Annotated in this window: 8 protein-coding genes; all 8 read left to right on the plus strand. The window is 43.8% G+C overall.

Going from position 1 to position 18,249, the window contains the following annotated elements; all coding sequences use genetic code 11:
- The first annotated feature begins 42 nt into the window (after positions 1-42).
- Complete coding sequence (locus ACGHVY_RS03960; RefSeq protein WP_308744292.1) at positions 43-3,252, plus strand: TonB-dependent receptor; 3,210 nt, start codon at positions 43-45, stop codon at positions 3,250-3,252.
- A gap of 27 nt (positions 3,253-3,279) precedes the next feature.
- Positions 3,280-5,001, plus strand: coding sequence for a RagB/SusD family nutrient uptake outer membrane protein (locus tag ACGHVY_RS03965; protein WP_308744293.1), 1,722 nt, complete (start codon positions 3,280-3,282; stop codon positions 4,999-5,001).
- Between the two features lie 34 nt (positions 5,002-5,035).
- Positions 5,036-6,499, plus strand: coding sequence for an Ig-like domain-containing protein (locus tag ACGHVY_RS03970; RefSeq protein ID WP_308744294.1), 1,464 nt, complete (start codon positions 5,036-5,038; stop codon positions 6,497-6,499).
- A gap of 53 nt (positions 6,500-6,552) precedes the next feature.
- Complete coding sequence (locus tag ACGHVY_RS03975) at positions 6,553-7,818, plus strand: alginate lyase family protein (protein WP_308744295.1); 1,266 nt, start codon at positions 6,553-6,555, stop codon at positions 7,816-7,818.
- 96 nt (positions 7,819-7,914) lie between these two features.
- Positions 7,915-11,070, plus strand: coding sequence for a glycoside hydrolase family 2 TIM barrel-domain containing protein (locus tag ACGHVY_RS03980; protein WP_390597298.1), 3,156 nt, complete (start codon positions 7,915-7,917; stop codon positions 11,068-11,070).
- A gap of 186 nt (positions 11,071-11,256) precedes the next feature.
- Positions 11,257-14,079, plus strand: a complete 2,823-nt coding sequence (locus tag ACGHVY_RS03985) for a two-component regulator propeller domain-containing protein (RefSeq protein WP_390597300.1) — start codon at positions 11,257-11,259, stop codon at positions 14,077-14,079.
- Positions 14,080-14,366: 287 nt separating this feature from the next.
- Positions 14,367-14,882 (plus strand): sigma-70 family RNA polymerase sigma factor, encoded by a 516-nt coding sequence (locus tag ACGHVY_RS03990; RefSeq protein ID WP_308744298.1) that lies wholly within the window; start codon positions 14,367-14,369, stop codon positions 14,880-14,882.
- A 127-nt stretch (positions 14,883-15,009) separates the two neighbouring features.
- Positions 15,010-18,246, plus strand: coding sequence for a SusC/RagA family TonB-linked outer membrane protein (locus tag ACGHVY_RS03995; RefSeq protein ID WP_390597302.1), 3,237 nt, complete (start codon positions 15,010-15,012; stop codon positions 18,244-18,246).
- The last annotated feature ends 3 nt before the right edge of the window (positions 18,247-18,249 follow it).

The raw sequence follows: 18,249 nt of genomic DNA on the forward strand, positions 1-18,249 counted from the left end.
TTAGAATAAATAGTATAAATGTTAGTTTTAAATTTTATGTATATGAAAAAAAATCTCTTCAGATTCTCATCGAGAAGATTTCTATTCTCTACGGTGATAGCCTCTGCTCTTGTAGCAGGTGCTCCGCAGGCGGTATTTGCCTATGTGGGAGAAGTACAGGTTGTTTCACAGACTGGGGCAATCAAAGGTAAAATCGTGGATTCCTATGGAGAACCTGTTATTGGTGCCAATGTCAAAGTGAAAGGCACTACCAATGGTACGATAACGGATATGAATGGAAACTTTACTTTGAATAATGTATCAGGTGGTACGTTGGTGATTTCTTTTATTGGTTATAAAACGTTGGAAGTTTCTGTAAAAGGGACGAATCTGGCTAAAATTATCATGCACGAAGATACAGAGGTGCTGGATGAAGTTGTCGTGGTAGGTTATGGTACTCAGAAAAAAGAATCGTTGACAGGCTCGGTAACAGTGGTCGACCAAAAACTTTTTAAGGACAAAGGTACAGTGGCCAATCCGCTTTCGGCTATGCAAGGTCAGGTTCCGGGTTTACGCATCACTCGTTCGTCAGCTGCTCCCGGCGAAGAAGGATGGGGTGTCTCAATACGTGGCTCTGTATCGAAGAACAAGGTAGAACCTCTTTTGATTATTGACGGTGTACCGGCTAGTGGTGTAAGCGAGATGGCTCAACTCAATGCCGACGACATTGAAACCATTAACTTCCTGAAAGATGCTTCGGCTGCTATTTATGGTGCAAAAGCTGCGGGTGGTGTGATTTTGGTAACTACCAAACGTCCCGATGCCGGCAAAACCAAAGTGGAATATAGTGGTTCGGTTACACGTAAAATTGTGGGGTTGCAGCCTCGCATGATGAGTATGGACGAATGGACGGACGGTGTGCTCCAAGCCCGTTTGAATGACGGTTATGGCGAAGATGACAACTGGGTTCGCTATGCCCGTTTGGCGAAAGCGATGAAGGGGAGTTGGATTAACCTACATGGTGGAAACAATCCTGATGAAGATCCCATTCCGGGAGGATTTCGCGGTGTGGCTGACTTTGTGTTTCATGATATGAACTGGACTGATGTGCTGTGGGGAAATGCCACTTCTACCCAGCATAACCTCAGTGTAAGCGGAGGTTCGGAAAAATCGACCTATCGACTTTCGTTGGGTTATTTGAACGACCAAGGGACGCTGCAATGGGGGAACAACTCGAACGAACGCTATAACGTACGTTTATTCAACAGTTTCAAGATAAACAACCGTATCAGCCTGGAAACCAATATGTCAGCCAGTCGTCAACATCAGGTGGCTCCTACACAGATCGGTAGTGTATTAGGTAGTAGCATCCCGCAGCCAGGGCTACCGGTTTCGACTATTGATGGCAAACCGTATGCGTGGGGAGGTATTCATACTCCTAACTGGTCGGCTGAATTGGGTGGCGACAACAAACTTGTGGTGACTACTATGAATGTGAACGAAATTTTGAAAGTGAACATTTTGGATGGCCTTGATTTTCAGGGTACTTTGGGGTACTCAACGAACAATGCGGCTCGTGACGAACAATATCTTTCGATTGATTGGTATCAATATGACGGTACACCGATTCAAAATGAGAACTCTCCCTATCCCGCAAAAGAAAAATCATCGTATACTAAAAGTTCTGCGCGTACCGACAATTACACGGCATCAGCTTTCCTCACTTATAAGAAATTATTTGATGAGGTTCACGACATATCGCTTATGGGAGGTGTTCAATACGACTATGTCGCTTACGATTATAGCGGTACCAAAGCAATGGACGTGGAAGCGGCAATCGAATCACTTAATGGTAAAGGACAAATCTACATAGACAAGGTAGACCGTTGGGAAGAAGCCATTCTCTCTTATTTCGGTCGTTTGAATTATAACTATAAGTCGAGATATATGGTCGAGGTGAATGCTCGCTACGACGGCTCTTCGAAATTCTTGCCCAAGAATCGCTGGAACTTCTTCTGGGGCGCATCAGCCGGATGGCGTATCACTGAAGAAAAATTTATGGAGAACTTGCGTGACTATGTGAATGAACTGAAACTACGTGCTTCATATGGTGAGGTAGGTAACCAAAATGGTATCGGACGCTATGACGGCATCCAACTTTACAATTACAAATCGAACAATGGCGCTTTGTTGGGCAACTCGAAAGGAACATACGTAGAATCTGCCGGACTGGTGAGCACTGTGCGTACTTGGGAACGTATCTACAACTATAATTTAGGTATTGACTTCGGATTCCTCAACAATCGTCTTACGGGTACGTTTGAGGTCTTTAAAAAGAAAAACGACAATATGCTGGTTTCGCGTCTGCACCCCGGTGTCTTGGGTGGAACTGCTCCCAGTACTAATAGCGGTAAGTTTGAAGCCAATGGTTACGATGCCAGCTTGACTTGGCGTGACAAGATAGGCGGTTTTAACTACCACGTTGGCGGTACATTAACCTATATGACCAACAAACTCGTCGATGGAGGTAACATCGTGATAAGCGCAGGTTATAACGAAGCTGTGAATGGTTATCCGCTCAATTCGGTATTTGGCTACCGTTATGTGGGTAAAGTACAAAACCAAGACCAATTGGACTATTATGTGGACAAATATGTGGGCAGCAACTCTATCTCCCTACCTGCCAACTTGCGTTTGGGCGACCACATGTATGAAGATGTGAACAAAGACGGCAAACTGACACAAGACGACCTTGTATTTCTCGGTTCCGACGACCCCAAATATTCGTTCTCGTTTAATTTAGGATGCGAATGGAAAGGATTTGATTTCAATACCGTGTTCCAAGGTGTGGGCAAGCGTACCATCTATCGTGAAATTGACTCTTGGAAAGTGCCTTTCAAAGCTATTTGGCTGAACACTACCAACCAGTCGGTAGGCAATGTATGGAGTCCCGAAACTCCCAATAACCATTTCCCGACTTATTCAAACAGTAATGACATTAATAACTATAACTACATTCCATCTACCTGGTCGGCCGATAATGGTGCTTACCTGCGTCTCAAAGAGGTTGTACTAGGTTACACATTGCCAAAGGCATGGATAAATAAGAGTGGTTTCATCAGTAACTTACGTATTTATGTATCGGGTGCCGACTTGTGGGAAAAATCGTATATCACCGATGGTTGGGATCCCGAAGCTACCCGTAAGGTAGAAAAAAAGCAACGCTATCCGTTTAACCGCACCGTGACTTTCGGTGTGAATGCCACATTCTAATTTTTATTCTTAATATTGAAGATAACAATGAAAAAAATAGCATATATTTTAGGAATTATTTGCGCCATGACCATGCAGTCGTGTTTAGACCTTGAGCCCAAGACGCAATTGGCGGATACCAATTATTGGAAGTCGCCCGAACACTTCAAACTTTTTGCCACCCAGTTCTACGGCTGGTCGGCCGACTTTCGATGGCTCGATGACAGTCAGCATGCTGATATTCGATCGGACTTGTTTGCCGGTAGCACGGTGAACATCTATAGTAACGGAACGAACAGTATTCCGTCGTCTGACAAGCATTATACCGACAATTACAATCGTATTCGTCAAGCCAACACCTTGTTGCAACAGGCTGATGCATATGACCAACCAGCCGACATCGCCATTTCAGTGGGGGAGGCCCGTTTCTTCCGTGCTTATTGTTACTTCGAGTTGTTGCAGGCCTACGGTGACCTTATCATTACCCGCACGCCGCTCGACATCGACTCGCCTGAGATGCAGAAGGCCCGCAATCCTCGTACCGAGGTAGCTGACTTTATCATTGACGACTTGAAAGAAGCCGCTAAACTATTACCTGTTGATAAGGCTATCAGTAGCAGCGACAAAGGTCGTCTCTCCAGCGAAGCTGCTTTGGCATTTCTTTCGCGGGTAGCCCTTTATGAAGGTACATGGGAGAAATTTCATACTGGCGGTCAAAATACCGAACGTACAAAAGATTTGCTCAATACCGCAGCACAGGCGGCTCATGATGTAATAGAGGGCGGAGCATTCGAACTTTTTGCTCCTCAAGAATTGGGTACGGAAGCCTATAAATATCTCTTTATCTTGGAGAATGAAAAGTCGAATCCTGCCAGTATCAATAAAACAGGTAATAAAGAGTATATCTTTACCCGCCGCCACGATCCTGTTATCAATTCTATCGGCTTCAACATCACACAAGGGCGTTTGGGCAATGCCTTGTATGTTACTCGTAAAATGGCTAATATGTATCTGCAAAGCAATGGATTGCCTATCAATCCTCAAACGTGGAATTATACGAAAATGGATGATGAATATAAAAATCGCGACAACCGCATGAACAATCAGCTTATGGTGCCCGGACAAACTTACTGGGGTACAAGCGGCGGACGCATCGATTGGAGCGGCAATGCTGCCGAAATAGCCAATGCCTCGCATAGGAACTTCATACCTCAAACGGGTACAGGGTACTTTCCTCACAAGTGGTGCTGCGAACGCGACGGAGTGCCTACCGGTATGGAAGCCTATGACTTCCCCGTCATCCGCTATGCCGAGGTACTGCTGAACTATGCCGAAGCCGTGTTTGAACGCGATGGACAAATATCGGATGAAGACTTAGCCATCAGCTTGAACCTGACACGCAAACGCATCAACCCCGAAATGCCTGACTTGACTAACGACTTTGTTACGGCAAATAGTCTGGATATGCGCACAGAAATTCGTCGTGAGCGCACCATCGAATTTTTTGATGAGAATTTCCGCATTGATGATCTGAAGCGTTGGAAAACGGCCGAAGACGAAATGCCGATGAACCTCACTGGGGTGAAGTGGAAAGGTACCGATTTTGAAAACAGATGGCCTGATGCTTCTTTTAAGGACAAAGATGGCGAAGGTTGCATTATCCACGAAAAAGGACGCAACTGGCACGAAAAGCATTACTTGTTGCCACTGCCCACCGACCAACTCAAACTGAACTCCAACTTGAAACAAAATCCGGGTTGGAATCAATAATCCATTCATTATTCATTTATAAAGTAATCGAATTATGACATACAAAAATATACTTCAAAAGGGTGCGTTTGCAGCACTGATGACGGCTGGTTTAGTGATGACCGTTTCGTGCAATGATGACGATGTATCCCCTGTTTTAGAAGAAAGAGTACTCGTTAAGGAAATCAACCTTGAAGTGACTCCCGAACTGCCTCTGTTGATAGGCACTGACACTTTGATAAAATATACCGTAGGTCCTAATGAGGCTTTCAACAAAGAGGTGGTATGGAAATCGACTGTACCTGATGTGGCTACCGTAGATGCCGAAGGACGCATTACGGCAGTGAAGGCAGGTAGCACGGTAATTTCGGCTAAGCCGGCTGTGGGCTATTCTGCTACTTCGACCATCAATGTGAAGGTGGTAAACGAAATTATTCACATCACTGACATCAATCTCACTAACGAAGAACTCGAAGTGTTTGTAACCTCGACTTTGCCACTCACTTGGCAGACTACCCCGGCCGACCCCACTTACCCTGGCTTGATTTGGAAAAGCCTTACTCCCGATAAAGCCACTGTCAATGAAAAAGGCGAGGTGAAGGGTATAGCCGAAGGAAAGGCACGCATCCAAGTTATCGCTACCGATGACAAACATTTCACGAAAGAGTTTGAAATAAAGGTGAAGCCTATTATCTATATCGAAAGTATGGAATTTGTGAAAGAATCAGACAAACTGGCCTTAGGCGAAACTTACACTCCGCAGATGAATGTAACGCCGATAGATGCTACGCTTTCGTACATCGCATGGGAAAGCAGTAAGCCGGATGTTGTAGAGATTGACGAAAAAGGCCGGTTCGTGGCGAAGGCTTATGGCAATGCAGTGATTACCGCTCTGGCTGACTATGGTGACGGTAAACCTGTCAAAGCTACGATGAGTGTCAACGTAAGCGAAGGTTTAATGAACGACCAGTTTACCATTGAGAACATCTGGCAGCCGTTCGGCAACTTTACCCACCGGGAATTTGAATGGATGGAGAATGACGGAGTACTTCGTATTTTCCCCGGTGAAGATAAGGCTTACAAAGCTGTCCGCATTTGCCGCACCGGTGGTTTTGGGTTTAACGTAACCAACTATCCCATTTTGGCCTTTAAAGTGAAATTCCCCCAAAATGTGTTCGAAGCATCGACAGGTATAGAGTGGTATCTCGACATTTGGGGTGGAAGTGGCATTACCGTAGCCGGTAAATATGGCGAAGATACCGATAAAGGAAAAAATGCCATGACTGTGGTAGATTGCGGTGAATACAAAGTATTCTATGCTGATTTCACGAAGAAATTCCTCGGCAAAAACCAACAGTATATGCCTACCTCATTGACGAAGTACGACACGGTGGAACTTCAAATTTGGAAAATCTGGTATGAAGCCAATGAAACAGGCAGCATCTATGTGGATTGGATAAAGACTTTCGAATCGGAACAAGAACTGAAAAATTTGATAAAGAACGAAAGTGGCAAATAATTGCATCTACTTTCTCTGGAAACTGATTGAATAACAAAATGAAAATTGAATGTATGAAGAATCTGATTTATACCTTCGTAGGCAGCGTAATGCTTGTGTTGCTGACCAGTTGTAGTGTTGAGTTCGAGAACGGAACTCCCGAACCATGGCAACGTGAAATCAACCCCAATGAAAATTATGAGTACACCATCAAGCACCCTTGCCTGGTGAATACCGAAGCCGACTTTGAACGCGCACGCCGTAAAGTGAACGAACGTGCCGAACCTTGGATAAGCGGTTGGCAAAAATTGTGCGAAAGCCGATTTGCCCAACTGAGTTACAACTCAAACCCTCAAGAAGAAATTGTGCGCCACTCGAAAGGAGGAAACTTTAATACGGCCGCTTTTGATGCCGGTGCCGCTTATCAGTTGGCTGTACGCTGGAAAATTTCAGGAGACGAAGATTATGCCAAGGCAGCTATTAAAATTCTGAACGGATGGGCTAAGACTTGTAAGGGGGTGAATTATAAAACATGGCCCGACGACAGCCATCGCCTGCTTGCCGCCGGATTTATCGGATACCAGTTTGCTGCTCCCGCTGAATTGATGCGGGATTACGAAGGCTGGAAAACCGAAGATTTTGAAGTATTCAAGAAATGGATGGATAAAACTTTCTATCCCATTTGTGATGATTTTTTGGATAACCATTTTAATTCTTCAGCCATTTCGGGCTGGATGAGTTGGGATTTGCCTGCCATGCTCACTATTCTTTCTATCGGTGTGCTGAATGATGACGATGCCAAGATTAAACAAGCTTTGGAGTTTTTCTATCACGGAAAAGGTATGGGGTGTATTGAATGGTCGGTGAAAGGTATGCACGAGGATCCTGCAGGAAAAGTGAAAGGCAGACATTTGGCACAGAGCCAAGAAATGGGACGCGACCAGGGACACGCTACTCTCAACGTAGGCTTACATGCTTACTTCTGTCGTACAGCCTATAACTTGGGTATTGATCTTTTTGCTTACAACGACAACATCATTCTCGACCTTTGCGAATATACAGCTAAGTACAACTTAACTTCGACCGAAGATGTGGAAATGCCTTTCGAACCTTACTATCACCCTAAATACGGTTGGCATGAGAAGGTGTCGGTCGACGGTAAGGGGCGTGCCCGTCCGGGATGGGAACTCCTTTACAACCATTATGCCAAGGTGAAAGGTCTGAATGCTCCATATTCGCAAGCTTTTGCCGAAAAAGAACGTCCTGAAGGGTATGGTGAGCGTGGTACTGCCGAAGCCGGTGATTTAGGGTTTGGAACTTTATTGTATACTGAAGAATAACTTTTTGAGATTTTCCTACAGATTTCAAGGAGTTAAGAGGTTAGGCTTCTTAACTCCTTGTTGTTACTCAATGAACCCTTCACAATTCTTTGTCTTATGATAAATAGATTATTTTCTACCTTATTATTCCTTGCTTGTCTCTTTTGTGGTTTGTCCCCAATGGCAAAGGCGCAAAACAACGAGTGGGAAAATCCCACCCAATATGAGTGGAACAAAGAGAAACCACACGCTGACTTTCGTCTCTACGAGCGGGCAGATGATGCTGTGAACGATAATTCCCAGAAATCGCCTTGGCAGCACTCGTTGAATGGTACGTGGAAATTTGTTTATGCTCCCTCTATCGCAGAAAGCATAAAGGATTTTTATCGTACAGATTTATCCGATAATGATTGGGATACAATTACTGTCCCTTCCAATTGGGAAATCCAAGGATTCGGTGAACCGATAATCCGTAATATTCAGTATGTGTTTTCGCCCAATCCACCTTATATTGATGTTGATAATCCTGTGGGGACTTACCGGCGTACATTTACGGTTCCTCAAAACTGGCAGGGGCGTGAAGTGTTGTTGCACTTCGGGTCCATCAGTGGCTACGCCCGTATCTATGTGAACGGGCAGCAAGTGGGGATGACTAAAGCGTCCAAGACTCCGGCAGAATTTAATGTGACAAACTATTTGAAAAAAGGAGAGAACTTACTTGCTGTACAAGTGTATCGCTGGCATGATGGCAGCTATATGGAAGACCAGGATTTTTGGCGTCTAAGCGGTATCGAACGCGATGTTTTCCTGACCGCTTATCCCCAAACGACCATTTGGGATTTCTTTCTGCATGCAGGACTGAACGATACCTACCGACATGGGCAATTTCAGGCTACTGTAGACTTGCGTTCGTTCAATACCAATGCAACCCTGCAAAAGGGGACACTTACACTCGAATTGAAGGACGCAGGGGGGGAGACTGTCCTATCTGCGCAGAAAGCATATTGTATCTCAGGCATAAGTACTACACTTACTTTCGAAGGCACTGTGCATAATGTGCAGAAATGGAGCGCTGAACACCCTTCGCTCTACGACTGTATTCTGACACTTCGAGCCAATGGCGACAAGCAACAGACGGTAGTAGCTCATAAAGTCGGATTCCGCCGCATTGAGATAAAGAATGCACGGTTACTGGTGAATGGTGTACCCACCTATATAAAAGGTGTCAACCGCCACGAGCACAATGATACGTTGGGACATGTGCAGACCCGCGAAATCATAATGAATGATTTGCGATTGATTAAACAACTGAACATGAACGCTGTTCGTACCAGTCATTATCCAAATCATCCGTTATTCTATCAATTGTGTGACCAATATGGTATTTATGTAGTGGACGAAGCCAATATTGAAACTCATGGAATGGGTTCGGTTCCTTATTTCAAAGATACCATCCCGCATCCTGCTTATCGTTCCGAATGGTATGCAGCCCATGTCGACCGTATCACCCGAATGGTGGAAAGGGATAAAAATCATCCATGTATCATCGGATGGTCGTTAGGAAACGAATGTGGTAATGGAATCGTGTTCCACGACGAATATAAGCGCTTGAAAAAGTATGACCCCGGTCGTTTTGTACAGTTCGAGCAGGCTTGGGAAGATTGGAATACAGATATTGTCTGTCCTATGTATCCCAATATGTGGAAAATAACAGAATATCGGAATTCTGGCAAACAGCGACCGTTTATCATGTGTGAGTATGCTCACGCCCAAGGAAACAGCAATGGCAATTTTAAAGACCTTTGGGATATTATTTATGACAGCCCTAACTTGCAGGGCGGTTTTATCTGGGATTTTATGGATCAGGGATTTAAGATAAAAACCGAACCAAGAGACGGACGTACTTATTGGACGTATAATGGTAAGATGGGTAGCTATAAATGGCTGGAAGATAAGAAAGGGGAACTAAACACAGGAACTGACGGCTTGATTTCTGCCAATGGTATTCCTAAACCACAAGCGTATGAAGTGAAGAAAGTGTATCAGTACATTCTGTTTAGCGCAAAAGACTTGGGGAAAGGAATTATTTCCATTAAAAACCGTTATGACTTTACCAGTCTGGATGAGTATGCTTTCATGTGGGAAATATACAAAAACGGAGAAAAAATATCTACAGGGGATTTTAGCGTTGATTTAAGACCTCACGAAGAGAAAGAGATACGTTTATCTCTTCCCGTTATTCCGGAAGACGGAAATGAGTATTTCCTTAATCTCTATGCGTATACCCGGGTTGCTACCGATTTAGTACCTGCCCGCTATGAAGTAGCTAGAGAGCAGATGCAATTAAATAAAAGTAGTTTTTTTACATCGCTTCCACCTTGCTCGGGAAAACTGTCTTATGAAACGAAAGACAATATTTTGTCTTTTCAATCGGGGGTCGTTTCAGGTAAGATTGATTTGAAAAAGGGAATCTTGTTTGATTATATGATAAATGGCAAGCAACCTATCAGGCAATATCCCGAACCTGCCTTTTGGCGTGCTCCGGTCGATAATGATTTTGGGAATAAAATGCCCGTTTTGGCAGGTGTCTGGCGGACGGCTCATGTCAACCGCTATGTGAAGAAAGTGACAATAGGGGAGAAGAATGAAAAAGGGTTATCCGTAAGGGTTGATTGGGTCTTAAGCGATATTCAAGCGCCTTATACGATGGAATATTTGATACGGGATAACGGAACTATCATTGTGACAGGGAGTATTGAACTGACAGGAACGAAACTTCCCGAACTTCCCCGTTTTGGTATGCGTATGGAATTGCATCAACCTTATGAATACTTGACCTATTACGGTAGAGGGCCTTTGGAGAACTATATCGACCGTTATTCAAGTTCATTTATCGGACGATATGAAGACAAAGTTGAAAACCAGTTCTATTGGTATATACGTCCACAGGAAACGGGAAATAAGACAGATGTTCGTTGGCTGACCTTATTGGATAGTGAAGGGCAAGGAGTGAGAATTACAGGCTTACAACCTATCGCATTTTCCGCTTTACATTTCTCGCCGGAAGACCTTGACCCCGGTTTGACTCGTAAATTGCAGCATACTATTGATATTGTTCCGCAAAAGAATATCTTTCTGCACGTTGACTTGAAGCAACGCGGATTAGGCGGTGATAATAGTTGGGGAATGTATCCGCACAATAAATATCGCTTGCTTGACAAGAAATATACTTATAGCTATATGATTGAATTGGTAGAAAAAGGTTCAGATTAAGACTGTTATTAAAGCAGGTGCAAATAAAATTTTCAATAGCATTGAGTAAATAATCACGCCCCTTCGTATTTGTTTGTCATATACAACAAATACGAAGGGGCTACTTTTTTAGGAAAAGGAATGTGCTCTTTTGGAGATTTTTATGTATGTTTGTCACATGTTTAATATGAAAGGAAGCAGTTGTAAGTGAAGAACACGATTAAATATCAGATTCTTATATTAATATACTTGGTTTGTGGTATGGAACTGCAAGCCCAGAATTACACATTCCGTAATGTCGTCATGTCCGACGGGCTGTCCGGACTGTTGGTCAATGCTATTTATAAAGATTCCGAAGGCTTTGTATGGTTGGGGACGGATAACTGTCTTGACCGTTTTGACGGCGTGAAAGTGCGCCATTTTGAATTCCGGGGCATTGAGTCGGGAAGAATGAAACGTGTGAACTGTATCACGGAAACTGCCAAGAAACAACTTTGGGTGGGAAATGGCATCGGACTTTGGCGGCTGAACCGCGCAAACAGCCAATTGGAGAGGATTGTTCCCGAAAAGATAGACTTTGCCGTCAATACGTTACTGTCCGACGGAGATATTCTTTATATCGGTACGGAAAAAGGCTTGTTCATTCATAAAGACGGCCAGTTGCTCCAAGTATTGACAGACCGGAATATGTTGGCTGCCTGTAATCGAATCATGGATATTTGTCTGAATGAAGATAAGACCGCACTGTGGTTGGCTACGGTGCAAGGACTGTACTCCTATTCATTGAAAGACGGAAAGATTGATTCCTGGCATTTTCAGGAGAATGTGCCCGAAGCCGATTATTTCCGTTGCCTTACCCGTATCGGGGAGACGCTCTACTTGGGGACAATGAGCCAGGGGGTAGTACGTTTCGATATGAAAAAGAAGACGTTCTCCCATACGGTATCTTTAGGATGCGATGTTATTTCCGACATCTCCAGTGACGGAAAAGAAACCGTCTATATAGCTACCGACGGCAATGGCGTCCATTTCCTTTCACATAAAGACCAGCAGGTGACGCGTCGTTTCTACCATGATGTAAGCGATAAGGAAGGGATTCGCAGTAACTCTGTCTACTCCTTGCTCGTTGATGACAGAGGTGCCGTATGGGTAGGACATTTCCAGGCAGGCTTGGATTATTCACTCTACCAGAACGGTCTTTTCCGTACATATGCCTATCCGCCTTCGTTCAATTCGGCAAACCTTTCTATCCGCTCTTTCATAAGCAGAGGGCAGGAGAAAGTTATCGGTTCGCGTGACGGCTTGTTCTATATAAACGAAGCTACGGGAATAGTGAAGAGCTTTGTAAAACCTGTCCTGACCTCGGATTTGATACTGACCATCAGCTTCTATCAAGGAGAATATTATATCGGTACGTATGGTGGCGGCATGATGGTATTGAATCCGGAGACGTTATCTCTTAAATATTTCGCCCAGGGGGATACCGAGCTTTTTCAGAAAGGACATATCTTCTGTGTGAAACCGGATACAAAAGGAAATCTCTGGATAGGCACTTCGCAAGGACTGTTCAGCTATAATGGACTGACAAAACAGATAAAGCACTTTACCAGTGCCAACTCCCAACTGCCGGAAGGCAATGTATATGAGGTCAGTTTCGACTCTACCGGCAAAGGGTGGATTGCCACGGAAACCGGTATGTGTATTTATGACCCGGCTTCCCAGAGCCTGCGTTCCAATGTCTTTCCTGAAGGATTCGTGAACAAGGACAAAGTACGGACGATTTATGAAGACTTCGAACATAACCTTTATTTTATCCGTGAGAAAGGGAGTCTGTTTACGTCTACGCTGACAATGGACCGTTTCCGTAACCAGTCCGTATTTTCCACGCTTCCTGACAATTCGCTGATGGCGATTGTAGAGGATAATCAAGGTTGGTTGTGGGTAGGCTGTAATGACGGTTTGCTGCGTATAAGGAAAGAAGGGGAAGAGTATGACGCTTTCACTTTCAATGACGGAGTGCCCGGGCCGACTTTCACCAACGGGGCTGCCTATAAAGACGATAAAGGAATACTATGGTTCGGCAATACCAAAGGATTGATTTACGTCGACCCGAAGCGTGTGGATGAAGTACGTGGCAAGGCGCGTCCGATAGTATTTACGGATATATTGGCTAACGGCGTTTCCTTTACCGGTTCGTCCTTGAAATATAATCAGAATAATCTGACCTTCTGCTTTACGGATTTTGCCTACGGATTGCCTTCTGCCTTGCTATACGAATATCAGTTGGAAGGGATTGATAAAGATTGGAAACTATTGGCTGCGCAGAACGAAGTTTCTTATTATGGACTTCCTTCCGGGACTTATACATTCCGTGTCCGCCTTCCGGGAAATGAACATTCAGAAGCTACCTGCCAAGTGACGGTATGTCCTATGATTCCTTGGTGGGGATGGGCGCTTTCTATCTTATTAATCATAGGAATTGTAGCCTTTATACGCTATTATGTATGGAAACGCATGCGCCGCTTGCTTCCCTCTCCCGTTCAGGTGGTTTCGACACCGGTAGAGGATATATCCCGGAAAGAACAAGTAACGGAACAACCGGGAGTGATTTCTGAACAATCGTCCACTGCTACCGAAGAGAAGTATAAGACCAACAGGCTGACTGAAGAGGAATGCAAAGAGCTTCATAAGAAACTGGTAGTTTATGTAGAGAAAGAAAAGCCTTATATTAATCCCGACTTGAAAATGGGTGACTTGGCTTCCGCATTGGATACTTCTTCACATTCGTTATCGTATCTTTTGAACCAGTATCTGAACCAGTCCTACTACGACTTTATCAATGAATACCGCGTCACTCAATTCAAGAAAATGGTAGAGGACAGCCATTATTCCCGCTATACATTAACCGCATTGGCAGAGCTTTGCGGCTTTAGCTCACGTGCTTCTTTCTTCCGGTCATTCAAAAAGAGTACGGGAGTCACTCCGAACGAATATATCCGTAGCATCGGTGGAACTGCCAAAGAAGAGTAAGTACTTCTTTCATCAGTTTCACGTACATCTTTCACTGATATCCAGTACTTGATTTACCCAAATGTTCTACTTGTTTATCTTCTCAAGATTCTCTAAATGGGGATAATTGAGTCTCATTTTATAAAATGAGACTCAATGAAATATAAATGTAATATACTGATATTGAGTGATATAATTTGGAATAAGTCTATCTCGATTCGTTGAGATTGATACGCCCTGTTTTCCTGCTATTATCTCCGGAATCCCCTTTATATTTGCATTGTGATTAAAACCGAAAAGATAGTATTATGGATACAACGACTAACACTTCCGACAACATTATCACCAATTCTTATAAAGAATATTATCAGGTGATTCTTACCTATATTACTTATCGTATCACTCATCGCTACGAAGCTGAGGATTTAACCCAAGACGTATTTATACGTCTGCTGGACTATAAACAAATGCTCCGTCCGGATACAGTGAAGTATTTCCTGTTCACCATTGCCCGTAATATAGTAACCGACTATATCCGCCGTTATTATAAGAAGCAGGAGATAGACAGTTATATGTATGATTTTGCCGTAACCTCGTCCAATGAGACGGAAGAAACGATTATTGCCGATGATTTGGCTTCCGTTGAGCAGCGGCAACTTTCTACCTTCCCCGAACAGCGTCGGATAGTCTACGCATTGAGTCGTTATGAAGGCAAGACATCTGCCGAAATAGCAGAAGAAATGCAACTTAGCCGTCGTACGGTAGAGAACCACTTATTTATAGGTCGCCGCGAAATGCGTGAATTCTTCAGAAAATGTATTTAATCTTATTTATTTAATATATAATCCTTTGTGCTTATGGAAAAAGAATCTATGGAGAGACATCCTGATGCCTCATTTAATTTTAGAAAACAAGAAATAAATATTATTTTTAAACCTCAAATTTAATTTTATGAAACGAAGAGGATTAATTTTTAATTCGCGGCCTAACAAAACAGCAGTGTTTGCGTTAGGATTAATGCTGGGATTTTGTCCTGTTTCAAAGGCATGGGCCGATACGAATATGTACGATAGCCAGGTTGTGGCGCAGGCTCAGAAGAAAGTGAAGGGTCAAGTGGTTGATGCCACGGGTGAGCCGTTGATTGGTGTGAACATAACTGTGATAGGCGGAACGGAAGGAACCATTACGGATATTGATGGAAATTATACGATTAGTGTGCCTGCCGGAGCCAAACTGAAATTCAGCTATATCGGCTATAAAGACCAGATTATAGATGTAGCTGCGCAAACGGTGATTAATGTAAAATTGCAAGAAGACAGCGAAGTACTGGACGAAGTGGTGGTAGTAGGATATGGTTCGCAAAAGAAAGAGACATTGACAGGTGCCGTAACGGTAGTATCCGATAAAATGCTGAAGAATAAAGGGACGATGTCAAGTCCGTTACAGGCAATGCAAGGTCAGGTTCCGGGTGTTACGATTACTCGTAATTCAGCAGCACCGGGAGATGAGAGCTGGGGCTTGAAATTGCGTGGTTCTGTTTCTGCAAATAATGCGGAGCCATTGATTGTAATTGATGGAGTAGCTTATGACGGTGTAAATGCATTGCGTAATATTAATCCTTCTGATATCCAGTCTATCAATTTTCTGAAAGATGCATCGGCAGCTATTTATGGTTCCCGGGCGGCAGGTGGTGTCGTATTGGTAACCACCAAGCAGGCAAAGGAAGGAAAAGCGAGAATAGAATATAGCGGTTCATACACTTACAAGATGGTGGGATTGCAGCCGGAACTGATGAAAATGAACGAGTGGGCGAATGCTGTGTTGCAGACTTGTCAGAACGATGGTCAGCCGGATTCTTATTCATGGGTTAAATATGCGAAAATGGCATTGGCAAACGAAGGCAAATACATTGATTTGGAGCATAGCGCCAATCCTTTTGCTCCCAGTTATTCGGATGTAATGGACTTCGTATTTATGGATACCAACTGGCAAGATGTATTGTTCGGCAACTCTTACTCCACGCAACATGACCTGGCTATTTCCGGAGGTACGGAGAAAAACTTGTATCGTTTGTCCGTAGGATATATGTATGATGACAGTAACCTGAAATGGGGAAATAATAACAACCAGCGTTTCAACCTTCGTCTGACTAACAAACTGAAAGTCTTTGATAACTTCGCTATTGAATCTGTCATAGCTTATAACCGTCAGGATCAGGTAGCTCCATCCCAACTGAATAGGACGCTGACTTCCAGTTATCCGCAACCGGGTCTTCCGGCTTCTACCATCGACGGGAAACCGTATTCGTGGGGAACCTGGCTGTCACCTATCTGGTTTGCCGAACTGGGTGGCGATAATAAATTGAAAGTATCCGAAATCAATATCAGCGAGAAGTTCACTTACAATATCAATAAGCACTTGGATGTGGTAGCCAATCTTGGTTATAACTCCGGAGTAGCTTCACGTGACATCAAAAAGATGGCTATAACGTCCTATAATTATGCCGGAACTAAAATAAATACTAAAGCCGACGGTTACAAGCAGGAAGAATCGTCTTACGAAAAAACGAGTTCACGTACCGATTTCTACTCTATGACAGGTTATGTTGACTATCATAACACATTTGCGCAACACCACAATGTAAGTGCGATGGTCGGTGCCCAATACGAATTGAAAGAATACGATTATTTTGGTGTATCGGTGAAAGATATCCAGAACTCATTGGAAACGGTAAATGGTGCAGGGCTTGTGAATCTGACAGACAAACATGGTACGAAATGGCATGAGGCTGTGATGTCCTATTATTCCCGTTTGAATTATAATTATAAGTCTAAATACTTGCTGGAAGTAAATATGCGTTATGATGGTTCTTCCAAGTTCAAACCGGAAAACCGCTGGGACTTCTTTTATGGAATATCCGGTGGATGGCGTATTACGGAAGAAGCGTTCATGAAGAACGTCAAGTGGCTCAACGACTTGAAAATCCGTCTTTCATACGGTGAAGTGGGCAACCAGAGCGGTATTGACCGCTATGACGGCACACAGTTCTACAAGTTTGAATCCCAAAGCGGAGCTTATATTGGTCCCAACAAAGGCACTATCATAGATACGAACGGCAAAATCGCTTCTTTGGGACGTGAATGGGAACGCATTAAGAATTATAACTTGGGATTGGATTTCTCCTTATTGAATTCCCGACTTACAGGTACTGCCGAGGTATATATGAAGCGTAATGACAATATGCTGATAAACATCTCTTATCCGGGAATTCTGGGTGATAACGCAGGTATGTCCAACAATGGGAAGTTCAAGTCGCATGGTTGGGAAGTGATGCTGAACTGGTCTGATAAGATTGGAAAAGACTTCACTTACCACGTAGGAGGTACTTACTCCTTCAATACCAACAAACTGACGGATATCGGTGCGGTATCAGTTTTGAAATCCGGTTTCGTTGACAAACAACAAGGCTATCCGTTGAACAGTATCTTCGGCCTGCGTTATGCCGGCAAGGCACAGACGGAAGAAGAACGCCAGAAGTATTTATATAGATTCCTTACCGGAAATACTATCGGATTGACCGAACAAAACTTCCGTTTGGGAGATAATATGTATGCCGATGTAAACAATGACGGTAAACTGGATCAGAACGACATTGTTTATCTGGGTACGGACGATCCGAAAATCTCCTTCTCATTTAATGTGGGAGCAGAATGGAAAGGGTTTGATTTGTCACTGGTTTTCCAGGGAGCTGCAAAACGTACTATTTTCCGTACGGGAGATAATAACGGTAATGAGATATGGCGCATACCGATGAAAGCATTGTACCTGAATACCTCGAACCAGTCTGTGGGTAATACATGGAGTCCTGACAATCGGGGCGCTCATTATCCTACATATAGCAATAAGAATGAGATTAACGATTATAACTACCAGGCTTCTTCCTGGTCGGTAGAAGATGGCTCTTACATTCGTCTGAAGAATGTGACGCTGGGATACAACGTACCTTCCGCGTTTCTGGCTAAAACGAAGGCAATCAGTTCATGCCGTGTTTACGTAGCAGGAGCCGACCTTTGGGAATACTCTAAGATTAATGACGGCTGGGATCCGGAAGCAAGTCGCAAAGTGTCAGCCGCTGGACGTTTCCCCTTTGTCCGCACAGTGACTTTTGGATTAAATCTAACTTTTTAATGT

Origin of the sequence: Bacteroides sp. f07 (assembly GCF_042854785.1) — a bacterium.
Classification (GTDB): domain Bacteria; phylum Bacteroidota; class Bacteroidia; order Bacteroidales; family Bacteroidaceae; genus Bacteroides.